21 protein-coding genes and 1 tRNA gene are annotated in these 23,774 nt (G+C 59.0%); 16 read left to right on the top strand and 6 right to left on the bottom strand.

Going from position 1 to position 23,774, the window contains the following annotated elements:
- Nucleotides 1-22: 22 nt before the first annotated feature.
- Nucleotides 23-946 (bottom strand): LysR family transcriptional regulator, encoded by a 924-nt coding sequence (locus QFX16_RS07320; protein ID WP_283183398.1) that lies wholly within the window; start codon nt 944-946, stop codon nt 23-25.
- A gap of 819 nt (nt 947-1,765) precedes the next feature.
- On the opposite strand from QFX16_RS07320, the gene QFX16_RS07315 reads away from it, so the two are divergent.
- The 15 genes from QFX16_RS07315 (at nt 1,766) to QFX16_RS07245 (ending at nt 18,468) form a co-directional block, all read left to right on the top strand.
- Entirely contained in the window at nt 1,766-2,965 is a 1,200-nt protein-coding gene (locus QFX16_RS07315) for a hydroxymethylglutaryl-CoA synthase (protein ID WP_283183397.1), read from the top strand.
- A complete protein-coding gene (locus QFX16_RS07310) occupies nt 2,965-3,747 on the top strand; it encodes an enoyl-CoA hydratase-related protein (protein ID WP_283183396.1) in 783 nt (260 codons plus the stop codon). The genes QFX16_RS07315 and QFX16_RS07310 overlap by 1 nt, the downstream gene beginning before the upstream one ends.
- Nucleotides 3,748-3,845: 98 nt before the next feature.
- Entirely contained in the window at nt 3,846-5,792 is a 1,947-nt protein-coding gene (asnB, locus tag QFX16_RS07305) for an asparagine synthase (glutamine-hydrolyzing) (RefSeq protein ID WP_283183395.1), read from the top strand.
- Nucleotides 5,789-6,913, top strand: a complete 1,125-nt coding sequence (locus QFX16_RS07300; RefSeq protein WP_283183394.1) for an FAD-dependent monooxygenase — start codon at nt 5,789-5,791, stop codon at nt 6,911-6,913. The genes asnB and QFX16_RS07300 overlap by 4 nt, the downstream gene beginning before the upstream one ends.
- Before the next feature lie 10 nt (nt 6,914-6,923).
- Nucleotides 6,924-8,000, top strand: coding sequence for an acyl-CoA dehydrogenase family protein (locus tag QFX16_RS07295; RefSeq protein ID WP_283183393.1), 1,077 nt, complete (start codon nt 6,924-6,926; stop codon nt 7,998-8,000).
- Nucleotides 8,001-8,010: 10 nt separating this feature from the next.
- The gene (locus QFX16_RS07290) at nt 8,011-8,448 is read left to right on the top strand and encodes a PaaI family thioesterase (protein ID WP_283183392.1); all 438 of its coding nucleotides are present in this window, start codon (nt 8,011-8,013) and stop codon (nt 8,446-8,448) included.
- A gap of 218 nt (nt 8,449-8,666) precedes the next feature.
- A complete protein-coding gene (locus QFX16_RS07285) occupies nt 8,667-9,314 on the top strand; it encodes an FMN-dependent NADH-azoreductase (protein WP_283183391.1) in 648 nt (215 codons plus the stop codon).
- A gap of 1 nt (nt 9,315) precedes the next feature.
- Nucleotides 9,316-10,185, top strand: coding sequence for a glutathione S-transferase C-terminal domain-containing protein (locus QFX16_RS07280; protein ID WP_283183390.1), 870 nt, complete (start codon nt 9,316-9,318; stop codon nt 10,183-10,185).
- A 580-nt stretch (nt 10,186-10,765) separates the two neighbouring features.
- On the top strand, nt 10,766-11,374 hold the full coding sequence (locus QFX16_RS07275; protein WP_283183389.1) for a thermostable hemolysin: 609 nt from the start codon (nt 10,766-10,768) through the stop codon (nt 11,372-11,374).
- Nucleotides 11,371-12,903, top strand: a complete 1,533-nt coding sequence (locus QFX16_RS07270; protein ID WP_283183388.1) for an AMP-binding protein — start codon at nt 11,371-11,373, stop codon at nt 12,901-12,903. The genes QFX16_RS07275 and QFX16_RS07270 overlap by 4 nt, the downstream gene beginning before the upstream one ends.
- 12 nt (nt 12,904-12,915) lie before the next feature.
- Nucleotides 12,916-13,785 (top strand): TauD/TfdA family dioxygenase, encoded by an 870-nt coding sequence (locus QFX16_RS07265; protein WP_283183387.1) that lies wholly within the window; start codon nt 12,916-12,918, stop codon nt 13,783-13,785.
- An 8-nt stretch (nt 13,786-13,793) separates the two neighbouring features.
- Nucleotides 13,794-14,918, top strand: a complete 1,125-nt coding sequence (locus tag QFX16_RS07260; protein WP_283183386.1) for an aminotransferase class III-fold pyridoxal phosphate-dependent enzyme — start codon at nt 13,794-13,796, stop codon at nt 14,916-14,918.
- Nucleotides 14,908-16,236: an aspartate aminotransferase family protein gene (locus tag QFX16_RS07255; RefSeq protein WP_283183385.1), complete on the top strand. Its 1,329-nt coding sequence runs from the start codon at nt 14,908-14,910 to the stop codon at nt 16,234-16,236. The genes QFX16_RS07260 and QFX16_RS07255 overlap by 11 nt, the downstream gene beginning before the upstream one ends.
- Nucleotides 16,233-17,639, top strand: a complete 1,407-nt coding sequence (locus QFX16_RS07250; RefSeq protein WP_283183384.1) for an amidase — start codon at nt 16,233-16,235, stop codon at nt 17,637-17,639. The genes QFX16_RS07255 and QFX16_RS07250 overlap by 4 nt, the downstream gene beginning before the upstream one ends.
- 91 nt (nt 17,640-17,730) lie before the next feature.
- Nucleotides 17,731-18,468: a class I SAM-dependent DNA methyltransferase gene (locus QFX16_RS07245; protein ID WP_283183383.1), complete on the top strand. Its 738-nt coding sequence runs from the start codon at nt 17,731-17,733 to the stop codon at nt 18,466-18,468.
- Between the two features lie 16 nt (nt 18,469-18,484).
- On the opposite strand, the gene QFX16_RS07240 is transcribed toward QFX16_RS07245, so the two are convergent.
- On the bottom strand, nt 18,485-19,099 hold the full coding sequence (locus QFX16_RS07240) for a helix-turn-helix transcriptional regulator (RefSeq protein WP_283183382.1): 615 nt from the start codon (nt 19,097-19,099) through the stop codon (nt 18,485-18,487).
- Between the two features lie 158 nt (nt 19,100-19,257).
- On the opposite strand from QFX16_RS07240, the gene QFX16_RS07235 reads away from it, so the two are divergent.
- Complete coding sequence (locus QFX16_RS07235; RefSeq protein ID WP_283183381.1) at nt 19,258-20,676, top strand: MFS transporter; 1,419 nt, start codon at nt 19,258-19,260, stop codon at nt 20,674-20,676.
- A 297-nt stretch (nt 20,677-20,973) separates the two neighbouring features.
- Here QFX16_RS07235 and QFX16_RS07230 read toward each other — a convergent pair.
- The 4 genes from QFX16_RS07230 to bamC all read right to left on the bottom strand — a co-directional run bounded on the left by QFX16_RS07230 (nt 20,974) and on the right by bamC (nt 23,767).
- Nucleotides 20,974-21,063 (bottom strand) — tRNA-Ser (locus tag QFX16_RS07230).
- Between the two features lie 83 nt (nt 21,064-21,146).
- Entirely contained in the window at nt 21,147-21,860 is a 714-nt protein-coding gene (purC, locus tag QFX16_RS07225) for a phosphoribosylaminoimidazolesuccinocarboxamide synthase (RefSeq protein WP_008034929.1), read from the bottom strand.
- 28 nt (nt 21,861-21,888) lie between these two features.
- On the bottom strand, nt 21,889-22,647 hold the full coding sequence (locus QFX16_RS07220) for an MBL fold metallo-hydrolase (protein WP_283183380.1): 759 nt from the start codon (nt 22,645-22,647) through the stop codon (nt 21,889-21,891).
- Nucleotides 22,648-22,651: 4 nt separating this feature from the next.
- Nucleotides 22,652-23,767, bottom strand: coding sequence for an NlpB/DapX family lipoprotein (bamC, locus tag QFX16_RS07215; protein ID WP_283183379.1), 1,116 nt, complete (start codon nt 23,765-23,767; stop codon nt 22,652-22,654).
- Nucleotides 23,768-23,774 lie beyond the last annotated feature (7 nt).

Below are 23,774 nucleotides of genomic sequence, written 5' to 3'. Positions count from 1 at the left end.
TCGCCACAGGTGGGTCACGGTTTCAGAGTGCCAGGGCCAGGGCCTCGGATTTGTCACTCTTGATTCCTTGGCACAGCTCACGAATGATGTCGGTCATCAGCCGGACTTCCGGGTTGAGCTTGTACTCTTCCGGGAAGCCCATATACATCGGCACTTCGCGTTCACGCTGATGACACAAAGGCACCGTGCGCAACTGACCACTCGCCAGCTTCTCGCTGACCATGTGCTCCGGCAGCCAGGCAAAGCCCAGGCCTCGTTCGACAAAGGTCAGCGCGGTGCTCAGGTTGCTCACGGTCCAGCGCTGCGACGTGCCGAGCCAACCGCTGTTCTGCGAGATGCGCATGCCCGAATCGCGAATCACGATTTGCCGGTAGTCTTTCATGTCGGTAAGGCTCAGCTCGCCGTTGAAATGGGCCAGTGCGTGATCGGACGCCACGACGCACAGCAGCGAGACGTTGAGCAAGAATTCCTGCATATAGCCCGCCGGCAGACTGCTGGCGATGCCTAGCTCGACCTTGCCGTCTTCCAGCAGTTCGCGTGCGCCGGACAACGCCGTTTCGTACAACCGGATACGGTGCCCTTGCAAAACGGAGGAAAACCGGAACAGCGCCTGCTCCAGCAAATCGGCGGGAAACAGCATGTCGACCGCCAGCGCGTGTTCGGTAAACAGCCCCGGCTGGTACTGATTGGCCAGTCGCTCAAGTTTTTGCGCCGAGCCCAGCAAGTGCTTGGCCTGAGGCAGCAGGGCTTGGCCCAGAGGCGTCAATACCGCCTTGCGTCCCTCGATCAGAAACAGTTCCTGACCCAGCAGGGCTTCCATGCGATTGACCGAATGGCTGATGGCCGACTGCGACTTGAACATGTGCTCGCCAGCCTGCTGGAAACCGCCACACTCAACCGTAGAAACAAAAGCCTGCCACTGGTCGAGACTGATCTTGGAAAACATTCGAACCTCCTTGTCCGTATCAGGTAAAAATCAAAGCTACTGCGACGTGGCGTTTTACCACAAAAAAACCTCTCACCCTACTCAATCGACGCGCTCGACTCGTGCGTGCTCACTGTCGATCCGTGTCATTTTAGAACACATGAAAACAATGATTGGTTTGACTCAACTTAATTCACTTTTCCAGACCCGCTCTTTACCTTTATCAATGTTACCCAGCGCGAACAATAGTACTCGCGTTCCAAATACCGCTATCGCGCGACACGCCAGGAGTCTATTTTAGAAAAACAAACAAGCGCCACAGGCTAATTAAAAAAGCACAGCCCCTCTCAACTTCCCTGCCACTGACTGGTCATTCCAGTGGGTGCGTAGTCTATTGCCTTGTTATTTAAGATTCTCCAACTCTTGATTGACTCCCTTCTTTAGCGTCCTCCTCCACAAGGCCATTGTCAGAGCCAAAAACCTTGTTTTTCCGAAGGATAAATCGACAAATACCTTAAGCATAACCCTTGTAACTTTTCTGTCACATCCAGCCTCTGCCGTTGTTCATAAAACAGCCACATCGCCGTGTGCAGCAGAATCACCGATTTTTTTAATGAATAATGCCTGCGCCGACACTGCGCATGATGACTGAGGGCTGCCTAAAAAACATTCACATGCATAGGCGTAATGAAAAACATGAAGGGAGGTACTGGATCCAATCTGAATATTTCACTTTTCCAACTTGAGAGGGTTACGGCAATAATTGGTCGTCATTTGATTGCTTACTAAAGCGACGCCGCATTGCAGAACACCAACACCTCACCTATGGAATAAAAGATCATGGAATTAAACATGAAGATCGGCATCGATGACATTGGGTTGTATGTACCGGAGCACTTCTTCCCGCTCCACGAACTTGCCGTGCGGCATAACATTGATCCCAACAAATACCTGGTGGGTATTGGTCAGGAATTCATGGCGGTTCCAGCGCCTGACGAAGACATCGTCAGCATGGCCGCAAACGCCACCCAACCGCTGTTGACCGACGATCTGAGAGCGTCCATTTCGACCGTCATCCTCGCAACCGAGAGTGGTATCGACCAGTCCAAGTCCGCCGGGCTTTTCGTGCACCGGATGCTGGGGCTCAAAGCCGATTGCCGAGTCATCGAGTTCAAACAGGCATGCTACGGCGCGACCGCCGGCCTGCAGATGGCCTGTGCACTGGTGCGCCAGCGTCCAAACGAAAAAATCCTGCTGATTGCCTCGGACATCGCCCGCTACAAACAGGACTCGGAAGGCGAATGCACCCAAGGTGCCGGGGCTATCGCAATGATCATCGCCAAAGACCCACGCATTCTGGAAATTCACCCGCATGAGGGTAAATACAGCCTGGACGTCATGGATTTCTGGCGTCCGAACTTCGCCTCCACCGCGTTTGTCGACGGCAAGCTGTCGATCGATATTTACATGGAATCGCTCAAGCATTCCTGGCAGAACTACCGCAACGACGGTGGCCTGGCGCTCACCGATTTGAGTTACCTGTGCTTCCATCAACCGTTCACCAAAATGGCCAAGAAAGCCTTTTCGGTGTTCGAAACCCTGGAGCCAGCCGCAGCCGCCGCGCTCGGCGAAAGCAGCTACGCTGACAGCCAGATCTACGGTAAAGCCATCGGCAACTGCTACACCGCCTCGCTCTACATCGCACTGTTGTCACTGCTGGAAAACAACGCGCAAGACCTCTCTGGCAAAAACATCGGCCTGTTCAGCTATGGCTCCGGCAGCGTCGGCGAGTTCTTCTCCGGCACGGTGGTCAAGGGCTACGCAAACCATTCGCGCAAGCACTTCCACGCCAACATGCTCAAGCGCCGCACACAGCTGAAACACGCGCAGTACACCGACTGGTTCTATGGCGACAAACAAAGCGATGCCGAAACCTATCAAACGCCACGCATCAGCAGCGCCAGCTATCGCTTCGCCGGTACCGAAGGCTATCGCCGGCTGTATGAAGAAAACACTCAGCAAGCCTTGAGAGTCGCGTAATGAGTGAGGTTCTGCTGAGCTGGATCAATCCAGACGTCGCCTGTCTGACACTGAACAGGCCCCATGCAGGCAACGCGCTGAACGAAGCAATGTTGCTGCAACTGGCCGAGCATCTCGAGCTGCTGGCCAGCCAGGATGACCTTCGGGCCCTGGTGCTCGATGGGGAGGGACCGCACTTTTGCACCGGCGCAGACCTGCACTGGATGCGCCGCAGCCTGGAGTTCTGTCACGCGCAGAACCTGGACGATGCTGAACGCCTGGCCATCGTGCTACAGAGGCTCGACGAGTTCCCGGTTCCGGTGCTCGCCCTGGCCAAGGGCTCGGTGTTCGGCGGCGCCCTGGGCTTGATCAGCTGCGCCGACTATGTGCTCGCCAGCAGCGATGCGCGGTTCTCGTTCAGCGAGGCCCGCCTGGGGTTGGTCCCCGCATTGATCAGTCCCTATGTGGTACGCGCCATCGGTATGCGCCAGGCCCGGCACTACATGCTGTCGGCCGAGATTTTCGATACCGCCAGCGCCGTGCACCTCGGCCTGGTGCATCGACAGACCGCGACCTCGGCACTCCACAGCAGTCGCGATCAGTGGCTTGGACATATCCACAAAGGCGGGCCGCAAGCCTGCCGCGAAATAAAAACCATGCTGCGCCGACTGGGCAAGCACGACGGTCTGCTTGAGGAGCAGCCCGACAACCTTCGCCTGATCGCCAAGGTGCGCACCTCCCCCGAAGGACAGGCCGGCCTGAATGCGTTCTTCAACAATCGCAAACCTGATTGGGCCCTCTGAAACATCGCCCGGACCTGCGTGAACACTCGGTCCACGGGCACGGAGCTGACGCAGTGAAACGTCGCCAACATTATTGATTTTCTCAAGGAAAAATTTTTATGTGTGGTTTTATCGGTATGTATCAAACCGCTCCAAGAGCCATGTCCGAACAGGCCATGGCCGACGCCCTTCAGAGCATCAACCATCGCGGTCCGGACGAAAGCAGTGTCTGGCACGATCCGGCGGGTCGTGCGGCCCTGGGCCATACGCGCTTGAGCATCATCGGTCTGGACAATGGCGCACAACCTATCGTTGCCGACGAAGGCGACCTCGTGATCGTAGTCAACGGCGAACTCTATGACCATGAGCGTATTCGCCTGGAGCTGGAAGCCGAAGGCTGCGTTTTCAAGACCGAGTCCGACAGCGAAATCGCCTTGCACCTGTACCGTCGCTACGGCATGGCCGGCTTGAAGCGCCTGCGCGGCGAGTTCGCGTTCGTGCTGTTCGACCGCCAACGTCGCCTGATACTGGCGGTGCGTGATCGTCTGGGCATCAAGCCGCTGTTCTACACCCAACACGAAGGCACTTGGTATTTCGCCTCGGAAGTCAAAGCCATCCTCGCGGCCGGCGTGCCTTGCGAGTGGGATGAAGATGCTTACGCCAGCCGCGCGTTCTACCTGCGCGACCATACCCTGTTCAAGGGCGTGCGCAGCGTCAAACCCGGTTGCTGGGTGATGGTGGATAACGGCGGCATGCAGAGCGGCCGTTACTGGGACATGGAGTTCGCCCGCAAGGATGCGCCAGACCCTACCGACGAGCAGGGCATGATCGAAGCGATTCGCTCGGCCGTCGAAGAGTCGGTTCGCCTGCGCCTGCGTGCCGACGTGCCAATCGGTGTCTACCTGAGCGGCGGCATCGACTCCTCGGCGATGCTCGGGCTCGCCACGCAGCTGACAGGCAAACCCCTGGATGCGTTCAACCTGTCGTTCACCGACATGGAAGACTACGACGAAAACCGTTTCGCCCGCCTGGCCGCCGAGCACAACGGCGCACGCTTTCACACTATCGAAATTACCCAGGATGACCTGGCAGACAATTTCGAACAGGCGCTGTGGCACAACGAAACACCCTTCTTCAACGCCCACGGCGTAGCCAAATACATCCTCAGCCAGGAAGTGCGCAAGGCCGGCATGAAAGTCGTGCTCACCGGAGAGGGCGCCGATGAAGTGTTCGCCGGTTACCCGCACTTCCGTCGTGACATGCTGCTGTACAACGTCGAACGCCAGGACCCGCAGGTCATCAGCAAGCTGCGCCAGCGCATCCAGGAAAGCGAACAGGGCTACACCCGTTCCGAGATGCCGGATGACATTCACTGGATGATCAATCAGCTCAACCACGGTGTGTCCTGGCTGGACAACCAGGCCGGCTGGTTCAAGGCGCTGGAAAGCCTGTACAGCAGTGACTTCCGTGATCACTTCAGCGGGATCGACCCGTATCGCCAGTTCTTCGACCGCCTCGATCACAACCAGCTCGAAGGTCGCGACCCGGTGCACAAATCGATGTACCTGTGGGCCAAGTCGTACCTGCCAAACTTCGTGCTGACCACCCTGGGCGATCGCATGGAAATGGCCAACAGCATCGAAGGTCGCGTACCGCTGCTCGATCACCACGTGGTCGAGCTGGCCTGCAAGATGCCGGTCTGGATGAAAGTCCGTGGCTCGACCGAGAAGTTCATCTTCCGCGAAGCCATGCGCCCTTACCTGCCGCAAGCCTTGTATGAGCGCAAGAAGCATTACTTCCGTGCACCACCGGCCACGCTGCAGCAGCAAGGTCGTCTGTATCAACTGGTGCAGGACGTGCTGCACGGCAGCGAGCTGGACAACCTGCCGTTCTTCGATGCGGCAAAAGTCCGTCATCTGCTCGATCGTCTGCCAGGCCTGACGCCGAGGGAACAAGGCCTGCTTGATCCGATGCTAATGGAGCTGACCAGCCTCTGCCTGTTGCAGCGTCGCTACAAGATGCAAGCCACCGTCAACCCGCAGAGGGTACGAGGAGTCGCTGCATGAAAATCGCGATCATTGGCGCAGGCCTCAATGGCCTCGCCTGTGCGCTGATGCTCAAACGCTTCGGGCTGTCCTGTACGGTGTATGAACGCAGCCTGGGTCCTCGGGACTCAGGTACCGGGATCTACGTCTGGCCCCAAGGCGTGCAAGTACTGCGCTTTTTGTTCAATAGCCGCGAGTTCCTGGAGCACGGCAAGGCGATCGAGTTCCTCGACACCTACTCACGCGAAGGCCAGTTGATCCACAGCCAGCCGGTGCGACCGAGCGGGCTGGGGATCCCCGCACCGGCAATGATGTTCCGGCGTACCGAGCTATTCCGCCTGCTGTTGCAGGAACTGGGCGACGGCGCCGTGCGCTTTCAGATGGGCTGCAACCGCTTGCAGGATCTGGGACAAAAGACCCGGGTGAGCTTCAGCGACAACAGCGAGGAAGACTTCGACCTGGTGATCGGCGCCGACGGCGTCGGTTCCACCGTTCGCGAATTCATCAACCCGAACCTTGCGCCTTACGACACCGGTCTGGTGGCCAGCCGCGGCATGGTGGATTTCGGTTCGGACCTGCTCAAGTCCGATCGCTGCCAGATCTTCACCTCTGCCTTCGCGCGCGTGGTGACATACCCGCTGGATGCCCACAGTAACTATCGCTACTGGTTCGCCGCGTATCAGCATCATCACCAGCCCCTGCATGATCGGGCCGGCTTGCTGAAGCTGTTCGCCGAGCTGCCGAGCGAGGTGGTACGGATGATCGCCGCCACCGAGGAATCGGAGATTCTCACCCACAAGATGACAGCCCTGACCGGCGACGGCGCCTGGCAACGTTCACGGGTGGTGATGCTCGGCGACAGTATCCACGCGATGCTGCCGACCCTCGGCTATGGCCTGACCCTGGGTCTTGAGAACGGCTTCATGCTGGCCCAGGCGCTGATCGGCCATTGCGACGACAACCTCGACAGCGCACTGCAACGCTACGAGATTCGCGCCGCGGAACGCTCACGGTCGATGCTCAAGGTGATGAGCGACATGACGGATCTGTATTACTTCGAAGAAGACCGAGCCATGACACCGACGCGCATCTCCCCCATCGTCAACCGCTTCCAGGACCTGGCCCTGACCACGGTTTTTTGAGGGAATTGCCATGAGCGAACTCTTTCGCAAGCGGGTCGCACACTTTGTTGCGGAGCACATCACGCCCCATGTCGCCGAGTGGGAAACCCTCGGCACCTACCCGCCGGCACTGTACCGGCGGGCAGGCCTTGCCGGCCTGTTGGCACTGGGTCAGAACCAGAACCAACTCCCCGATGATCCACGCGCCGTGGCCATCCTGGTGCAGGAGCTGACCCGCAGTGGCGCGCAGGGCATCACCATGGGCCTGGCCTCACACTTTGTCAGCCTCAAGGCGCTGCAACGATGTGCACCTGAGCTTGCGAGCAGTGTGGTGCCCGCGGTGTTGAGCGGTGAATGCAGTATTTCCCTGGCGTTGACTGAACCCCAGGCCGGTTCGGACCTGCGCGGCATGAGCTGTCGTGCCGTACTCGAAAACGGGCAATACCGGCTGACCGGCACCAAGGCCTTCGTCTGCAACGGTGAAGGGGCGGACTGGCTGTTATTGATCGCGCACTCTCCGGACGGTCTGGCGCTGTTTCTCGCCGAAGGTCATGCCCCAGGCATCACGCACACCCCGCAGCGGTGCCTCGGTTGGCGGTGTCTGCCTTTGACCGACCTGCACTTTACGAACACCCCGGTGGTCCGCCTCACTCAAGGCTCCGGGGTCGGGCGCATCTTGCAAAACAGCCTGTTGCAGGAACGCCTGAATCTTGCGGTGATGGCCGTAACCTCCGCCGACATGGCGCTGCAAGCCAGTATCGACTGGTGCAAGCAGCGTCAGATCGGGGGCAAACCACTCTTCGACAAATCGGTGATCCGCCAACGACTGGCCGAGTACCACGCGGAACTCGCGGTGGCGCAACACTATGTCGAGTCGGCAGTGAACTGGATGGCCGACGGCAACCTCGATCCACGCCGGGTAGCCATCGCCAAGAACCAGTCGGTCGCCGTGCTGGAGAAAATCGCTCGTGGCGCGGTGCAAGTGCACGGTGCCCACGGCTGCATCGAACCGGCCCTGGTGGAGCGGATCCATCGCGACGCGCGCCTGCTGGCCATCGGCGGCGGCACCCACGAAATCATGCTGGACATCATCGGACGATCTTTATAGGAGCAGGGACATGCGCCAAATCAGCGAACACGCCGCCGCCCATTCCAGCGCGTTGCTGGAACACGCCTACCAGCGCTACTGCGGTTTGCGGCTGGTGGAACAACGAGAGGGGTTCTGCCAATGTCGACTGGTGGTCAGCGAGGCCATCGACAACCTCAGCCAAACGCTCCACGGCGGGGTCATTTACTCGATGCTGGATGTGGTGAGCATGCTTGCCACACTGCCGCTGCTAGGGCCAGAGGAATATGCGCTGACCAACAGTTTCAATAGCATGTTGATGTCAGCCACACCCCTGCACAGCGAAGTAATTATTGAGGCCGAAGTTGTAAGAAACGGCCGAAACCTGATATTTACTCAAGCAGCCGCTTGGAAAATAAACAGTGATCAAACCCGTACTAAAATCGCTTCAGCGCAATTAAGCAAGTTCCGCCTAAAACATCAGTGGTAACCTCGAAAGCCCCGCTCCTGGGGCTTTCCAGCCCTCCTCCAACGCTTGAGCCGCATCACCCCCCCCCAAAACGCCGACAAAGCTTCTGTAAGAGGGGCCTTGAGAAACACATGAATGTCATGGGTGGGTGAACCTGAATTTATGCGCTATTCCTGTCTCTCCGATTGTTCAAAACTTGCTCTCAAACAGCCGCTGCATTACCTGAGAGAGAGAAAGCAATGAGTCAAAAAATACTGGTGATACGTTCGTCGATCAAAAGCGATGGTGGTTTTTCCGGGCAACTGGTGGACTACTTCCTGGACCAACTCAAAGAAGTCATTCCTGAATCCTCCATCGTCGTTCGCGACATCGCCAAGACGCCGATTGCCCACCTCAATGCCAACACCATGGCTGCGCTGTATGGCCGCGAGCCGAGCGACGATGAAGGGCGCCAAGCCCTGAGCCTCTCGAACGAACTGATCGAAGAAATCAACGAAGCCGACCGCATCGTCATCGGCCTGCCGCGCTACAACTTCGGTGCGCCTTCGCTGATCCACGCCTACATCGATCAACTGGTCATCTCCGGCGTAACCTTCACGTACAACGAAACCGGTCCTGTCGGCCTGATCGACAGCAAGCCGGTGTACGTTCTGACCGCCAGCGGCGGCATCTACAGCAATGGCCCGGACACCATGGCCCTGTGGCTGTCGCAGATCCTCTGTTTCATTGGCCTGACCCAGATCAAATACGTCTACGCCGAAGGCCTGGGCATGGGTGAAGAAAGCCTGGCCAAAGGTCTCAAACAAGCGCGTCACGAGATCGACCAGGCAATCAACGAACTGGGCGAACGACCTCGCCTGAAAATGGTTGGTTCGCAAGGGAGGTAACATGACCAAAGCGGTGAACAACACCCTCAACGATCAGCTGTTTCTCTCCGAGCTCGTGGCTGAAACCGACCGTTACCATCTGTACATCTCGCAGGCTTGCCCTTTTTCGCACCGTGCCTATCTGGTCCTGAGCGTACTGGGGCTTGAGGGTGTGCTGAACGTCTCGTCGGTTGCCGCACGCCGTCATGACCAGGGTTGGGAGTTCGACAACGTGGACCAGGACCCTCTGCACGGTGAAGTGTCCTTGCTCTCCACGCTGTATGAACATTCCCGACCCGGGTTCGCCGGTAATCAATCGGTGCCCGTGCTGTGGGACAAACACCAGGAGCGGATCGTCCATAACGACTCCGCAGACCTCGCCTGGCAGATGGCGACCCGATTGCTGCCGCTGGCGAAGACGCCCATCGAACTGGTGCCCGACGACCTGAGCGACAAAATCGCGAGCCTCAACGACTGGTTGCACACGCACGTCAATCGCATGGTTTACAACATGGGGTTTGCCAGCGACCAGCAGAGTTATAGCGAGGCGTTTACGGTGTTCTTCAACGCCATGGACGAACTGGAAACGCGTCTCGCTGATCAACGCTACCTGTTCGGCGACCGACTGACGTTATCCGACCTGTTCCTGTTACCCACGCTGATTCGTTTCGAGGCTGTGTATTGCCTGCATTTCAAGGCCAATCTGCGCCCGCTGCAAGACTACCCGGCACTGTACGACTACCTGTGCCGGTTGACCCAACGCGAAGACGTGCGGCGCACCATCGACATGGAACACATCAAACTGCATTACTACTACTCCCACAACCACATCAACCCGACACGAATCGTTCCCGACGGCCCACAACTGGCCTGGCTGGCACAATCCGCCTGATCGAATATGCATCCTCCGAGTCCGGGCCCCACCCGGACTCATCTCCTCCGACATCCCTCTCGCCTGTATTCTTTCTGTCATACAACTAGAACGAGACAATTAACGCACCGTTTTTATTTATTTTTTTGTCCGCCAAAAGATCACCCGGCATCGGCTTCATGACTCACATGAAGATTCTGAATAGGTACTGGTTAATTAATTCACTTTAAACAATCAAGCCACTTATGAGAAAAATCGAACCCACGCAGAACGCTGTCTAATTACGTCATCGCAGGATTTGCTATTCACTGACATACCAAATACGCCCCCCCACCGTTCCCGACCAGAAAGCCCTACACACATCGGTGTGGCTATAGCTGTGGACACGAGTGGGAGTCTAAAAACAACAGACATCCAATGGTGAACGAACACAGCCGAGGAACACGGCCCAACAGTTGATAAAACCAAGCTGTTACAGGGGGCATGAAAGAGCGCCTGTTGCCGTAAATAACAACAAGATCAACTCGCACACATGAACCAGAACAACCAAGCGATTCAACAATCTCTCTATCGACTCCGCAGAAAAGAACGGAAAACTTGCATGCGCATTCAAGTAGCCAAACGCAATACCCAACTCTGGAAGTCCGCCGTTGAATTTGTAAAACGTCGGTACATGAAATCCTTTAATGCCATCATCGAGCCATCTCCCGAGTACTTTTTAATCGTTTTACAAAACAATGACTCCATTCAGTCTTGTGCAGGTTTTAGTTTTGCCAAGTCAGGCCCTCTGTTGTCCGAGTGCTATCTGGACTCAACGTGCGAGGAGACACTGTCCAGCATCACCAACACCCGGATCGAACGCGACTGCATCGTCGAAGTCGGCAGTACCGCGTCGATCAATCCGGTTGCCGGCCAGACCTTGTTCAACATGCTCTCGGTGGTGACCTGGTGCATGGGCGCACGCTACCTGCTGTGCACCTGCACCCCCCACTTGATCAAAGTGATGGGCAACTGCAACGTCAGGGTCAACAAGATCTGCGATGCCGACCCGCAACGCATGACCTCCCAAGCGGAAGTCGAATGGGGCTCCTACTACGACCAGACGCCTATCACCGGTTACATCAAGCTGGGCGAGATGGAGCGTCACTACCACGAGACCGTCCTCAAGACCGTATTCCGACTCGACGTGCAGAGCGAGCAAGCAGCATGACGCATTTTGTCGAACGCTTGCTGGCCCAGGCCCAACGCACACCGGATGCCGTCTGCGTCGTCGACATTCCTTCGGCGCAAGGCACGGGCGGGCGCCGTCTGACCTACGCACAGGTGCTGGACCATGCCCGGCAGCTTGGGCAACACATGAACCGCCAGTTCCCCCACGAAAAGCGCACCATCGGCATCGTCATGCGCAACAGCAGCGACTGGGTCATTGCCGACTTCGCCTGTCTGCTCTTCGGCTTCACCTCCTTGCCGCTACCTTTGGGTTTCAGTAAGTACCAGGCCGAACACCTGGCCTTCGAATGTTCGGGCTTCCTGGTCGATGACAAAGGCCTGGAGACTCTGGAAAAGCGCTGGGAAATCGACCTCAACGCCAGCCGTCTGGTCCATGTACCCAGCGCACTTCAGACCCCGATTCCAGTGCCGGAGGGCCCAAGCTTCATCGACAACGCCGATGCTGAATGGATCTGCAAAGTCATCCACACCTCCGGCACCACCAGCAAGCCCAAAGGAGTGAAGCAAAGTCTGGACGGCCTGAGCGCCGTGCTGCAATCGCTACTCGGCGTGGTTCCGGCCGCCTTTCAGAAACGCTACCTGTCGGTGGTGCCGCTGAGCCTGTTGATCGAACAGGTCACGGCGGTCTACCTGCCGCTACTGTCCGGCGGCACGGTATATTTCCTGGACGAGCACACGCCGCTGATCGGCGAGGCTGGCTACACCACCTCGGCGATCCTTGCGCAACTGCTCAAAACCCGGGCGAGCGCGGTCACCGTACCGCCGATGATGCTCGACGTGTTCCTTGAAGTGGCCGAGCAAAACACCGACCCAGAGCTGCTGTCGTTGCTGCGCAACGAGTTGTACATCACCGCCGGTGGCGCTCCGATCAGCAGCGAAAAACTGCAACGCCTGAGCGCGCAGGGTATTGAGGTTCATCAGGGTTACGGGCTGAGCGAGAACGGTTCGGTGGTGAGCGTCAACACCCCTACCCACAGCAAGCTGGGCAGCGTTGGCAAACCCTTGCCTCACGTCCAGGTCCGGGTGACGGATCAGCAACGGGTAGAAATCAAAAGCACCTCAATGTTCCGGGGTTACTCCTGGGTCGATCCGAGTGCCTGTTCCTTCACCGAGGATGGCTGGCTACGCACAGGTGATATCGGCGAGCTCGATGACGAGGGCTTCCTGTTCATCACCGGACGCGAGAAAAACATCATCTGCCTGCCCAACGGCCGCAATGTGTCTCCGGAGCAAATCGAGCTGGAGTTCAAAGAGCAAACCGGCGTGAACGATGCGCTGATGTTCATGACCGCAGACGGTCAACTGGCGATCGTGCTCAGCGTCGGGCCGCAGTTCAACCACCCACAAACCCAGGACTGGGCGCAACAGCGCTTCTCGGAAGTCGAGCTGCCGCAGACCATCTGGCCACTGGCGTCGGACGCCCCGCAGTTGCAAAGCCTCTATACCCTCAACGGCCCGGCCCGTAGAGCCCACGCCACTGACCTGCATCGTCAGACATGTACTCACTAAAGGACTAGCGACATGACTCAATCTACTTATCAGGCGCGGGTCATCACCGATCGCGAGTATGCCTTGAGCACCGACACCGCGGCGGTTTTCGAAGAGCTCTCGAGCGCCGGCGTGATTATCTTCCGCAACTGCATCCAGTCTCTGGACGAGTTCGGTGCCTTCGTGAAAAAACACAGCTCGCGCCTTAGCCTGGACCCGGGTCGCGTGATCGCCAAAGGCGTCGCACAATTGGTGGACGCTGGCACCGATGCCGTAGGCCTGCACTGCGAAAACGGCAACGCGCCAATCTGGCCGGACCTGACATGGTTCTTCTGCGAAATCGCCCCCACCAAAGGTTCGCAAACCACCTTGTGCGATGGGGTGAAGGTCTACCAGGAACTCAGCGAAGAGGCCCGTCAGCGCTTCGAGAGCAGCCGTATCCGCTACCGCCGCACCGTGCCGGGCGAAAAGTGGCGCAAGATCGTCTGCTACTACAAACCGGAAATCCAGCAGCTGGAAGACGCCAGTTTCGAGCACCTGAGCGAGATCATCGGCCAGGACCCCAACACCCGGATGGAATACAACCCGGGCACCGATTGCGTGGCCTACGCCTACAGCGTCCCGGCGTGCCAAATCTCCAGTTTCTGTGAGCTCCCCGCTTTCGCCAACAGCATTCTCGGGCCGTCCTTCAACTACGAGAAACCGGTGATCGATTTCGAGAACGGCGAAGAGATTCCCTCCGAGCTGCTGGCGGAAATCACCGAAATCACCAAACGCAATACTCACACCGTGGGCTGGCAGGACCTGGACCTGGTGATGATCGACAACCGCCGGGTCATGCACGGCCGACAAGCGATCATCGATGACCAGCGTCGCATCTTCAATGCGCTGAGCTACCGGTAATGGCCGCCATGACGAATCACCCAGGTCAGACCTGGGCTGTCGAAGGCCAGTACGAAAGCTTCATCGACAACCACGGCCATCAACTGATTGACCTCAGTGGCGGGTTCGGCCTGCAAGTACCCGAGGTGGTGCAAGCCGTGAGTCGGCAGGTCGATAAAATCGGCCTGTCCAACCGTGTCCTGCTGTCCGCGCCGTTGATCGAGTTGTGCAAGCAACTCAGCGACTTCATGCCCGAAGGGCTGGAGAACTCGTATGTCTGCAACTCCGGCGACGAGGCGTTTGAAGGTGCGCTGAAACTCGCACGCTCGATCAACCCCCATCGGCGTACGGTGATCGCCGTGGGTGGCGTGGCGTACGGCTCGTTGTCTTATGGACGCTACCTGAGCGCCCCCGAGCATTACCCGGAGTCCGGGGGATTTCTGGGGATCAAGGTGGTGCATGTCGACTCGGCGCACGACCTGCCGGACATGGCGATCTGGCAGGACTGTTTTGCCCTGTGCTACGGCCCGTTGCGCACGGCCGCCAACGGACTGCTGGAAGCGGTTGACCCGATGCTGATCGCCAGTCTGGAACGGATCGCCAACAGCCAGCGAATAGCGACCCTGTTCAACGACGTCGACACCTGTCTGGGTAGCGTCGGGCATCTGCTGTCGCAGAGTCTGTCCGGTGCGCGCCCGGACATCGTTGTTCTGGGCAAAAGCCTGGGCGGCGGCTGCATCCCCATCGGCACCTACACCTGCAGCCATGCGCTGGCCTACAAGGCCTACGGCAAAGTCTCGCCTGCCAAACACGGGAGCACCACCGCCGGTAACCCGCCATCGTGTATCGCGGCACGGACCGCCCTGCGCTATGCGCAGGAAAAGCGGCTGGACCAGCGCAGTCTCGACAACGGCAAGGCGCTGGCCACAGAGCTGGCCGACTTCAGTGCACGGGCCATCGGCGGCATCGTCAAGGTACCGCTGGCCAGCACTGAGCAAGCCATTGAGGCGCAACGGGCGCTGTACGCCGCCGGTGTGCATATTCGTCGGCCAAGCGGGCGTGAACTGCTCTTGCGTTGCCCATTGGTCGCGCGCACGGAGCGCGTCGTCGACGCCGCACGCCTTATAAAAAGGACCTTGCAATATGCTGCTTAACAGCCTGGTGGATGACTGCTACAAACACTGGACGCCCTCGGCGGCCAAGCTTTATCGAATCGCTAATACCGGAATCGAACGCTCCGCCGAAGGTGCGATCGTCACCGACCATCGCGGCAAGCATTTCATCGATTGTGCGTGCAGCTATGGAATATTTCTGGTCGGCCACCAGAACCCTCTGGTCAAGTACTCCAGCCAGCGTCAGTTGAACCGGATGGCCTGGCAGCCCGAAGGGCTGACCCACGACTCGCAACACCAGTTGAGTGAGACCCTCAAGCGTCTGGCACCCGGCGAGTGGGGCGATGTGCGCTACACCATGACCGGTGCCGAAGCCATCGAGCAAACCTTGCGCTACGTGCTCAAACGGCAGTTGCCGCGCAAACGGATCGTGGTCATGCGCAATGCCTACCATGGCAAGACCCTGACCACGATGGCGATCCTCGGCCAGCAGTACCAGAGCAACCAGCATGGCCTGAACCGCCTGACGGTCGACTTCATTCCCTACGGAGACTTCGCCGCACTGGAACACGCCATCACCGACCAGGTGGCGGCGGTCTACATCGAGCCGATCCTCGGCGGCGCCTACCTGACCCTGCCCGAGGTCGGCTACAACACGCGGATCCGCGAATTGTGCAGCGCCCACGGCTGCCTGATGATCGCCGATGAAATCCAGACGGCGTTCGGTCGCTGCGGTAAATGGTTCGCCGTCGATTACGACAATGTGGTGCCCGACATCATGGTGCTTTCCAAGGGCTTGACCGGCGGCTACGCAGCCATCGCGGCGGTGATGTACAGCCGCGCCTTGATCGAACAGTTGCCACTCGACCCTCTTGAAGATCAAGTCTGCGGCCAGGGTGGCTTGCCTTATGCCTGTGAAACGGCCCTGGCCGCAATCCATGCGATTGAAGACGGCCAACTGATCGAAAAATCCCGGGCTGCCAGCACACAGCTGTGCCGGGGATTGCAGCTACTGGCCGAAGCCTACCCGCAGATCATCAGCGACGCGCCAGCGATTGGCCTGATGACCGGTTTGCGCCTCAAGGGCGCGGTGTGGGAGAGCTTGATCGGCATGGAACTGACCAAACGCGGGGTTCACGCCGGGCACTCGTTGAACGAAAAAGCCTCGGCTCCGGTGTTGCGTTTCTATCCACCGCTGACCATCAGCACCGGGGAAATCAGCCAGGTCCTCAAGGCCCTGGAAGAATCGCTCGAAGCCGTTGCCAGCAAGCCGCGCTGGATGCTCAAACTGATGACTCCGATCATCCGTAACCTCTACCGCCTCCCTTACGCCATGACCCCACGGAGCGCAGACCAATGATTCGCGTAGACGATCTCTCCCTGGTTGAAATGGCCTCGCTGATCCGTCATTCAACCCTGACCAGCGAAGCCATCACCCGCCACTACTTGCAGGCCTTGAAAGAACGCAACCCTGCTGTCAACGCGGTGATCCAGAAGTACACCGACGAAGCGATCCTTGCGCAGGCCCGCGAGGCCGACGCCGCGGTTTCCCGGGGTCAGTCTCTGGGGCCGCTGCACGGTGTGCCGATCACCATCAAGGACGTGTTGCATGTCGAAGGTTATCGGCTGTCGCGCGGGCTCACCGAGTTTCTCGGTGACGCCAGTCAGAAAGATGCCACTGCCGTTGCCCGCCTGCGTGCTGCGGGAGCAATCATCATCGGGCTGACCAACGTACCCGAACTGTGCATGGCCTTTGAAACCGACAACTTCGTCTATGGCCTGACCCGCAATCCCCACAACCTGAACCGTTCCGCCGGCGGCAGCAGCGGTGGCGAAGGCGCCGCTATTGCCGCCGGAATTTCCCCGGCGGGCCTGGCGTCGGATGCCAGCGGCAGCGTGCGGGTTCCGGCGCACTTCAACGGGGTCTGCGGCTTCAAACTGACGCAAGGCCGAGTGCCGTTGACCGGACAGTTTCCACGCGAGCGCTCCGGGCTCTTTCACCACACCTCCAGCTTCGGAGTGATGGGTCGTTATGTCGCAGACGTCGAAGTCATGGGCCGACTCATCACCGGGCCCGACGGTCATGACCCGGACACCGTCGACGTGCCCTGGCAAGGACTGGATAAACCGCTGGATCAGCTGCGGGTGGCATTCCTGTATGAAACCTCACGGGTTTCACCGTCGCCCGCCGTCGCCCGCACGCTGGATACGGTACGCGAGCTGACCGGCAAGATAGTCGCCAGCATCAGCGACGAAGAGCCGCCGATGCTCGAAGAATCTTGCGATGTGCTGTGGCGTCTGTTCATCACTGGCGGCGATTCGGCCAGGGGCTGGAAACAGTTGTTCAGCGACATTGGCAAGAAGTCCTTCACCCCGGCCCTCAACACTCTGGTGGCCATGAGCGAGGAAGTCGAATGCAGCATCGACCAGGTGAAGCTCGACTGGAACAACCTTGATCGCATGCGCTACCAGCTGGCGGCGTTCTTCAGAACTCATGACCTGCTGATCACGCCGGTCCACCCCACGGTCGCGTTCGAGCATGGCCACTCCCTGAACGATCGTCACCAATATGGCTACGTGTTCCCGTTCAGCCTGTCCGGGTCACCGGTGCTGGTCATTCGGGCCGGGGTCGATGAAGCCAGCGGTTTGCCGATCGGTATCCAGATCGTCGCCCCGCACTGGCAGGAGGCGCGGCTGATCGAGTTCGGCAAGCGCCTGGAGGCCGCCTTGCCAAAATGGCAGGCGGTGATTCCCGCTCAGTAACCCTCCCCCCGCTGCAACCGTTGCCCATCGTTATCTCGGCAGCGGTTGCCGGACTTTGCTGTATCTCCCTACTTCCCAGGACATCCGCACCATGAACAACTACGTGGCAATCTACGACGGTATCGGCGAAAAGTTTGACCAGGCCATCAGCAAGGCCAGCGAGCGAGAGGTGGAGGTCAACACCTTCTTCCACATGCTCGGCGATGTGAACAACAAGCGAGTGCTCGACCTGGCCTGCGGCCATGGGTTCTTCGCCCGACAAATGATCGAACGCGGGGCTGATGAAGTGGTGGGTGTCGACATCTCAAGCGAGATGATCAAGCTTGCGATCAAGGACAGCCTGGACGTGCCGAACCTGCAGTACCACGTGCATGACGTGGCGCTGATGCCTCACTTGGGCAGCTTCGATCTGGTCAGTGCCGTCTGGCTGCTGTGCTACGCCGACAGCGAGGAAACCCTGGTGCAGATGCTGGTCAACATCCACGACAGCCTGCTGCCTGGCGGTCGGTTGATTGCCTACACCTCTAACCCGGACTTCCGCCTGGGGATCTGCAACTTCACCCGCTACGGCCTGACCATCCTCAGTGAAGAGCCCATAGAGGGCGGCTTCTCCTGTGATGCGCAGTTCGTCATCGAGCCACCGGTGCCCTTCCACTTTTATCGCCTCAGCCGTGAGGTCTACGAGCGCGCCATCCGACGAGCCGGTTTTAGTCACTTCGAATGGGTCGTCCCGATGATCCCGCAAAAGCATCTGGACGAATTTGGCGAAGCATACTGGTACGACTTTCAACGCAATTGCGATCAGGTGGGGCTGGTGTGCCAGAAATGAGCGTCCGGTGGGTTCTTCAGACCGGGGTAATGCGATAAGCGCAACGGCGGGCATTCATCAGAATGTGCTCCACGCGCTCAACCCTGGCTTGCAGAACCTGCTCGAACACATTCAGTTCGGCACGGCAGAAACCCTGACACGCGGCCGCCGCCGCGCAGATAGGACAATGGTTCTCGATCAACACGAAGGCCCCGTCCGGTTGCTCGCTCCACTCGGCCATATAGCCTTCACGGGCACGCAGGGCCGCAAGGCGTTTGACCCGTTCCTGAAGGGTCTCGGCACCGGCCAGTTCTTGCAGGTACAAGGTACGACTCTGCTGCTCGCGAACATCGATCAGACGATCGATGGCCTCGGGGCCGAAGGTCTCGCGCACGGTCTGCAAGAGCTGCACGGCCAGTTCCGAATGGGTATCGGGAAACCGCGCATGGCCAGCAGCTGTCAGATGCCAGACCTGCGACGGGCGTCCGACGCCCCGGACCTCGGACTGAGCGTGCACCAGGCCGCTGGCGGCCAGCTTGACGAACTGCTGGCGCGCCGCTTCCCCCGTGGTACCCAGTGCGCGTCCGGCATCGGCCGCCAATTGCGGGCCAAGGGTCTTGAGCATGTAAAGCAGTCGGTCGGCTGGCGACATCAAGACTTCATCCTGTTTTTCCAAGTATTTTCTTGACAAATAACGGCCCCCGCAGCTTCAATATTTAAAGAATTTACTTGGTAAATCTAACCCAAGCCTTGAAATCAGGCAATTGACTCTCGCAATCCGTCGGGTCGCGAGTCACAGCAGGAGGTTGTATGTCTACGGAAGAAAGCAGCTGGAGCGATTTACTCTCCGGAAAAAACGCCGCGCGATCCATCGCACTGTCAGGAGGCGTTGCGCTGCATGCGATCAATATTTACATCGCCACGACCATCCTGCCCTCCGTGGTCAAGGAAATCGGCGGGCTCGACCTGTACGCCTGGAACACCACACTTTTCGTCGTCGCATCCATCCTGGGCTCCGCGCTCACGGCCAAAGTCCTGCAACGCACAGGGCCACGCGTTTCCTATGCGATAGCCGCGTTACTTTTCCTCATCGGCAGCCTCATCTGCGCACTGGCACCGAGTATGCCGGTGATGCTGGTCGGTCGCTCGGTTCAAGGCCTGGGCGGTGGTTTGATGTTCGCCCTGTGCTACTCGATGATTCAGTTGGTGTTCGAAGAGCGTCTCTGGCCTCGAGCCATGGCTCTGGTCTCGGGTATGTGGGGGATCGCCACGCTGATCGGCCCGGCCATCGGCGGCATTTTTGCTGAAATGGATGCCTGGCGCGCCGCCTTTGGTTCGTTGGTCCCTGTGACGTTGGCGTACATCCTGCTGACCAGCAACGTGTTGCCCAAACGTGACATGAACCAACCGCCCGTGGGCCGCTTGCCCTTGCTGCAACTGTTTCTGCTGGCCGCGGCAGTGCTATCGGTATGCGCCGGCAGCGCCTCGTCGCTTCCAACCTGGAACCTGCTTGGCATAGGCCTCTGCCTGCTGCTGGTATTTTTCCTGGTTCGTCATGAATCCAGCACCCTGACGCGACTGCTGCCCAAGGACGCCTTGCGGCTCAATACCCCACTCTGTGCGCTGTACGCGACCATGGGACTGTTGGTGATCGGCATGACCAGCGAGATCTTCGTACCGTACTTCCTGCAAACCCTGCACGGGCAAACACCGCTGATTTCCGGCTACCTGGCGGCCCTCATGGCCGCTGGCTGGACGTTGTCTGAAGTGATGAGCTCCGGCTGGCGCGAGCGTGGCGTGCGCCGCGCAATCATCAGCGGCCCGGTGTTTGTACTGGTCGGACTGATCATCCTCGCCGTCGCCACACCGTTCAACAGTGGCGGAGACTGGGCGCTGCTCGCCCCAATCTGCATTGCCCTGACCTTGGTGGGATTCGGCATCGGCATCGGCTGGCCACACCTGCTGACCCGGGTCCTGCAAGTGGCCTCGGCCGAAGACCAGGACTCAGCCGCATCCTCCATCACCACCGTACAACTGTTCGCCACCGCGCTGGGCGCCGCACTGGCCGGCATGATCGCCAACATGGCCGGGCTCAACGACCCTTCCAACGCCGAAGGCACCGCCAACGCCGCGCGCTGGCTGTTTGCGCTGTTCACCATTGCGCCGATTCTGGCGTTGGTGACCGCAGTCCGTTCGACGCGCATTCGGCCAGACCTCGCAGCGGCCTGAAGCGGCTCTAGCGACAATAAAAAACGGTGTTGACCGCAATGCTGTTCACTTAAGCCGGAGACCGGAGCTTTTTGATTTCAAGCTCTACGGTGAAAAACCCAGTAAAACGCCGCTTTCTCATGTCGAGAAAAGCGGCGTTTTTCCTTATTTGCCATCGGTGCGGCAGGACGACGATAGCGCGCTGACTGACCACAGCTGTAGCACCCAGAGAGCTAGGCCGCGCAAGGGAACAAATGGGGGAACAGAAACAGCAGAAAGCAAAAAGGCCCCATAAAATGGGGCCTTTAAGTATAGATATGGCGGAGAGATAGGGATTCGAACCCTAGGTACCGGTGAAGGTACAACGGATTTCGAATCCGTCCCATTCGGCCACTCTGGCATCTCTCCAACGGCGCGCATCATAACAACACTTTTGCCGGAAGCGAACCCCCTAAGCGAAATTTTTCCGTGCTATCAGATGCTTGCGTCGATTAAAGCGGTACGCCCAGACGATTGGCAACTTCTTCGTAGGCTTCGATGACGTCACCGAGGCCCTGACGGAAGCGGTCCTTGTCCATTTTCTTGCCGGTCGCCTTGTCCCACAGGCGGCAGCCGTCCGGGCTGAATTCGTCGCCCAGGACGATGGAGCCGTCGGAGAACACGCCGAATTCGAGTTTGAAGTCGACCAGCAGCAGGCCAGCGTCGTCGAACAGTTTGCTCAGGACTTCGTTGACCTTGAGTGACAGTTCTTTCATGCGAACCAGTTGCTCGGCGGTGCCCCAACCGAAGGCCACAACGTGGGATTCGTTGATGAACGGGTCGCCCTTGGCGTCGTCCTTCAGGAACAGTTCGAAGGTGTAAGGGTTGAGCTTCATGCCCTCTTCGACGCCCAGGCGCTTGACCAGGCTGCCGGCGGCGTAGTTACGCACGACGCACTCGACCGGGATCATGTCGAGCTTCTTCACCAGGCATTCATTGTCGCCCAGCAGTTTGTCGAATTGGGTCGGCACGCCGGCTGCTTCGAGTTTCTGCATGATGAAGGCGTTGAACTTGTTGTTCACCATGCCTTTGCGGTCGAGCTGCTCGATGCGCTTGCCGTCGAACGCCGAAGTGTCGTTGCGAAACAGCAGGATCAAGCGGTCAGCGTCGTCGGTCTTGAAAACCGATTTGGCTTTGCCGCGGTAGAGTTCTTCACGTTTTTCCATGATGGGCTCCGCTTGCTAAGTAGGTGGGCTAGGCGATGTGTCGCCAGTCGAGCCCTGAATCTTGATCGGCCAGTTGCAGCCAGTCCGGGTCGCACCCGAGAGTGTCGACAAAACATTGCCGGGCCAGCTGCGGCAGGTTGTTCTTACTGCTCAGATGGGCCAGGACCAGGTGTTGCAGGCCTTGCCAGCCCAACTCGGACACCAGGAATGCCGCCTGATGGTTGTTCAAATGCCCCAGTTCACCGCCTACCCGTTGCTTGAGAAAGTACGGGTAGTGACCGCGAGCCAGCATGTCACGGCAATGGTTGGACTCGATCATCAACGCATCGAGGTCCCGATAGCCGTCCAGCACCTTGTTGCAATACGAGCCCAGGTCGGTCAACAGGCCGAAACGCCGCTCACCGTCACTGAAGACGTATTGCGTCGGCTCCTGTGCATCATGGGCCACGGCAATGACGCCGATGCTCAGTGCGCCGATCTGCAGTTGCTCGCCGCCGGCCAGAAGGCCAGCCGGTTCAATTGGTTTGCGCATCCCGCGCAGGGTACCGCGACTGAGGTAGACAGGCAGATTGTAGCGCCGAGACAGTAAACCCACGCCATGCACGTGGTCGGTATGTTCGTGGGTCACGAGTATCGCGCTCAGCTGCGCAGGGTTCACACCCAGGCGCAGCAGGCGTTTTTCGGTTTCCCGCAGGGAGAAACCACAATCCACCAGCACATACGTGTCAGCGCTGGCTATCAGCGTGCCGTTCCCTTGGCTACCGCTGCCGAGAACGGCAAAACGCATGTGATCAGCCCAGATTGTCCTGAATCACGCTCAATACCTTGCGCGCCACTTCTGCCGGCGCCACGGTGTTGATGTTTTTCTCGACGGTGACCTGGACGTTGTCGCCAACCTTGCTCAGGCGAACCTGATAACGCTCGGCACGGGCTTCAACTTCTTCCTTGTCCGGCTTGCTGCCGAACAGACCACTGAAGAAACCTGGCTTCTCGTCCTTCTTCTCGGCTTTTTCGGCCAGGTTGATGTAGTACAGACCCAGGCTGCGGTTGATGTCTTCAACGCGCCATTCGCCCTGTTCCAACGCACGACCGACGCTCGACCAGGCACGATCCAGGTCGGTGCCGACGTTCAGGACTGGGTTACCGCTGCCGTCTTCGCTCAGGCTGACACGACTTGGCGTATCGGAATCACGCGAAGCCAGCATGGAGACCGAACCGCCCTTCTCCGAGGTGCGGCTCATGCTCGCGAGCATGTCGTCGACCAGTGCCGCGTCCAGGCCAGTGTTGACCGAACGGTTGGTGAAGGCCACGTCGGAGGTGCTACCGGCAGGACGCTCGGCGCTGACCACGTAGATTTCACTGGTGTTGCGCTGCACGCCTGGCTCGATGCGGACCCGCACGCGGGTTTCGCTGTCGGCGCCGACACCGGCTGCGCTCAGGCGCTTGGCCATCGCGGCGGACAGTTCGTCGGAATGCTGCCAAGTGGTGGTGAATTCGCCGGTTTGCGGACGCTGTTCGTCCAGACGGAAACCGTTGTCCTGGAAGAACTGCACAGCCACTGGCCAGGCTTCGGCCGGCGGGTTCTGAGCGACGATCCAACGCGAATCACCGGTCTTTTGCAGGGAGTAGGCGCTGGCGTCAGCCCCTGCCGACAACGGCTGCGGACGAGGCACGATGTACTCGCCCTTGACGGTGTCATCGGCCACGTTGCGCGGGATCGGCAACAGCGGATCCAGACGTTTGGCGGTGCTGACATCCGACGGCAATTGCATGGGTGCAGTCTGTTGCGCTTCCAGGTAATCGCTACCGCGGTCACGGAAATAACCTTCCGGGCCCCAGACCCATCCGCAGCCACTGGTGCTGGAGATGATCAAGGCAAGTGCGGAAAGTCCGGCCAATCGCTTCATGCGTAGT

This window comes from Pseudomonas svalbardensis, assembly GCF_030053115.1.
Lineage (GTDB): Bacteria > Pseudomonadota > Gammaproteobacteria > Pseudomonadales > Pseudomonadaceae > Aquipseudomonas > Aquipseudomonas svalbardensis.
Note: the sequence above shows the minus strand (reverse complement) of the source record. Positions and strands in the feature narration are given on the sequence as shown.